This window comes from Chrysiogenia bacterium (assembly GCA_020434085.1).
Taxonomy (GTDB): domain Bacteria; phylum JAGRBM01; class JAGRBM01; order JAGRBM01; family JAGRBM01; genus JAGRBM01.
Genome location: JAGRBM010000309.1, coordinates 1 through 2,882, shown reverse-complemented (window position 1 = coordinate 2,882; position 2,882 = coordinate 1). Strand labels below are relative to the sequence as shown.

General features: G+C 62.7%; 4 protein-coding genes. 1 reads left to right on the top strand and 3 read right to left on the bottom strand.

Annotated elements, in window-relative coordinates; genetic code table 11:
* The 3 genes from KDH09_10755 to KDH09_10745 all read right to left on the bottom strand — a co-directional run.
* Positions 1–277 (bottom strand): hypothetical protein (locus KDH09_10755; protein ID MCB0220165.1); only part of this gene is annotated, 277 nt, incomplete at its 3' end.
* A gap of 84 nt (positions 278–361) precedes the next feature.
* Positions 362–844, bottom strand: coding sequence for a hypothetical protein (locus tag KDH09_10750; GenBank protein ID MCB0220164.1), 483 nt, complete (start codon positions 842–844; stop codon positions 362–364).
* Positions 845–1,621: 777 nt separating this feature from the next.
* Entirely contained in the window at positions 1,622–2,347 is a 726-nt protein-coding gene (locus KDH09_10745; protein MCB0220163.1) for a DNA alkylation repair protein, read from the bottom strand.
* Here KDH09_10745 and KDH09_10740 point away from each other — a divergent pair.
* On the top strand, positions 2,324–2,815 hold the full coding sequence (locus KDH09_10740) for a DUF302 domain-containing protein (protein ID MCB0220162.1): 492 nt from the start codon (positions 2,324–2,326) through the stop codon (positions 2,813–2,815). The two genes, KDH09_10745 and KDH09_10740, sit on opposite strands and share 24 nt — an antisense overlap.
* Positions 2,816–2,882: the final 67 nt, after the last annotated feature.

Below are 2,882 nucleotides of genomic sequence, written 5' to 3'. Positions count from 1 at the left end.
TGCCCAGCACCTGGATGCTCGATGGACGCGGGTCTTCTTCGCGGTCGCGCATGACGTACATCCACGTCGCCCCGCCGCCAAAACCGGTTTCCGGCGAGTAGAGCAGCACCGGCACGAGAAACCACTCTTCTTCCGTGAGGCGCCGCTTCTCGAAGAGATCCACATCCTCGCCCTCCTCCACGCGCTGCCCGTCTCGCGCGCGCGCCGTCGCGGCACTCAGCGCCAGAACAAGCGCCACCACCGCGAGGCGGAGCGCCGCTGCCTTGATGCGTGTCATTGGGGAGTCGATTACCCCGCGTCCGTGGGCGGGGCAAGGGGGCGGGATTTGGATTATGGAGCTGATTGGGTAGGGCGTGGCTGACTACCGTTGGGTCATTTGCATCATCATTTCGCGCTCAAGCTTGAGTTTTTTGGATTGTTCTCGCTTCCCGAGGACGAATACGCTGACAAGCGACGCCAAGGTACCCACCACAAGCGATGCTCCCTCCTTCGGGTATCCGATGCTGGCGAAATACATGCCGCCCCCCAAGAAGGCCAATGATATGATGGCGCCGAAAATCAACCCTAGCCGCTGGTGAGACTGGTCTCCCTCGACACTCACCCTTTCAAGGTGTTGGCGGTGATCGGACTGCTTCTCAAAGGCGGTCATCCACCGCTCCGGGAACGATGCGTCGATTGCAGCGTATTCCTGCATCTGTCGAGGTGATGGTATCGGGCCGGAGAAGTATTCTGTTTGCTCAACCTGAAGTAGGGAGAGTTGCTGCCCTGGCCATCCGCGTTGCGTCGGATGGCCAGGGGCGGGGTTGCTGCTCTTGGCTGGTGCGTTTTTGGAAGACTTGGCCATGCGCTTTTTCCGCTTGCGCTTCCGGCCAGTTTTGCGGCGATGGCGCGGGACGCTCACTTACTGGACTTAAGTGCCTTCAGTTTTTCAGGGTCAATAGTATGCTCCGCAGCAATGCGAAGATCACCATTTACGGTTGCCCAATCTCCGAAAATGGCCGTGACGTCCGCAACCTGCGGACTCAGACTTTTATTGTAAGCGTTGAAGGTTCCGCCCAGATCGAGCAGCCGAGCGGCGCCGGAGAGGTAAGAGGAGCCTCCGAATAGGAACCGTGAACGACTATAGGAGCCCATATTGTCAACCTTCCAAAGTTTCGCCGGGGCCAATGTGGCGCCCGGTCGCTGGGGCGTGAGAGTTACCGCGTGTCCGCCCGCTGTCAACCCCAATTTACACACCTACCGCGGCTAACTCAAACGCCACCCGCTGTCGATCATGTGATGCCGCAGGGCCCCGTGAGGTTTCTGAAACCAGAATCGTCGCCCAGATTGAGTATGCAGGCCGCTTGGGCAATGTTTTGGGTTGGCACAAGCCTCCCCCTAAACCGAGCCATCGCAAGCCCCCCCCCCTAGGCCGAACTGGTTTTCCGGCAAAACCTTTCAAACTGACCCACTACCGGGATTTGCCGGCCTCTTCTCCCGTTCGTCCTGAGCAGCCGCGGAGCGGCATATCGAAGGGCAATCGCAAGCCCTTGAGGCTCCGCTGCCCTTCGATACGCGTCATTTCGTGCCGCTACTCAGGACGAACGGAGAAGAATGTATGCAAGCGAAAGCCAATGCCCGCCTAAACCCGCCCCTTCAGATACGCCTGTCGCCGCTTCTCGGGAAATTTCTCGATCGCATAGCGCAGCATGGTACGCGGCATGTCCTGGTAGTGCTTCCTGAGAAACGCCTCTTCTACGGCGCGGTCCATGTTGCCCACTTCGCGGAGCATCCAGCCGGCGGCTTTGTGGATGAGGTCGTGCTTGTCGCCCAGAAGAATCTCGGCGATGGCGAGGGTATCGGCAAAGTCGCCCTGGCGGATGAAGGCGAAGGTACCCATGATGGCGACGCGGCGCTTCCACAGGCTCCGCGAGCGCGCCCACTTGTAGAGCTGGCTCCGGTCCCGCGAGAGCAGCCAGCCGCCCACGACGTGCGGGGCGCTGGTGTCGACGAGATCCCAGTTGTTGAGGTGTTTCAGACCCGCCACGTAGGCGCGGTAGATCGCGGCGCGGGTCTTTTCATCGCCGCGCTGGAACTGGGTCACCAGGATGAGCGCCGCGCACAGGCGCTCCTCGTGATACCCGGACGCCAGCAGCTTGCGGACTTCGGCGAGTGGCATCTCCCTGTGGGCGCGTGCCACGGCGCGGACCTGCGGGACGCGAAGTCCGAGGAACTGATCGCCCTCGCCGTACTCGCCCGGGCCGGTCTTGAAGTAGCGCGCGGCGTGGGCGGCGACCTCGGGATCGGCCAGCGCGCGCAGCGCGGCGCTCGCGTCTTTGGCTGTATGGGCTGCGGGGGCGCGGGGCATGGGCGGGACTCCCGTGGGGATTGGCGCGGCCGGGCGCGCCCGTGCCAGTATAGGCGCAATTGCCCAAGGCAGGAGGCCCCCGTGAGTTACTACTTCTCGAAACTGGTGAGCGCGCCCTTTCCCGAGGTCGTCGAGAAAGTGCGCGCCGAGCTTGGCAAGGAAGGCTTTGGCGTCCTGACGGAGATCGACGTGCAGGCGACCATGAAGAAGAAGCTCGGCGCGGAGATGCCCGCCTATCTCATCCTCGGCGCCTGCAATCCCGGATTCGCCCACCAGGCCCTGCAGGCCGAGAACAAGATCGGGACCATGCTCCCGTGCAATGTGGTCGTGCGCGCCGACGAATCCGGCCGCGTCGAGGTGGCCGCCGTCGACCCGGTCGCATCGATGAGCGCCGTGGAAAATCCCTCACTCGGCGAAGTCGCCGGCGAGGTGCGCGAGAAACTCAGGCGCGTGGTGGACGCCGTCTAGATGTAGTCCGGGCATATTCCCGTTCGCCCTGAGGAGGCCCGAAGGGCCGTCTCGAAGGGTTGAGCGG

What these genes read in the sequence shown, in the direction of transcription:
- KDH09_10750 (MCB0220164.1), bottom strand. Translation starts at nt 844, where the DNA reads ATGGCCAAGTCTTCCAAAAACGCACCAGCCAAGAGCAGCAACCCCGCC.
- KDH09_10740 (MCB0220162.1), top strand. Translation starts at nt 2,324, where the DNA reads ATGGGCTGCGGGGGCGCGGGGCATGGGCGGGACTCCCGTGGGGATTGG.
- KDH09_10745 (MCB0220163.1), bottom strand. Translation starts at nt 2,347, where the DNA reads ATGCCCCGCGCCCCCGCAGCCCATACAGCCAAAGACGCGAGCGCCGCG.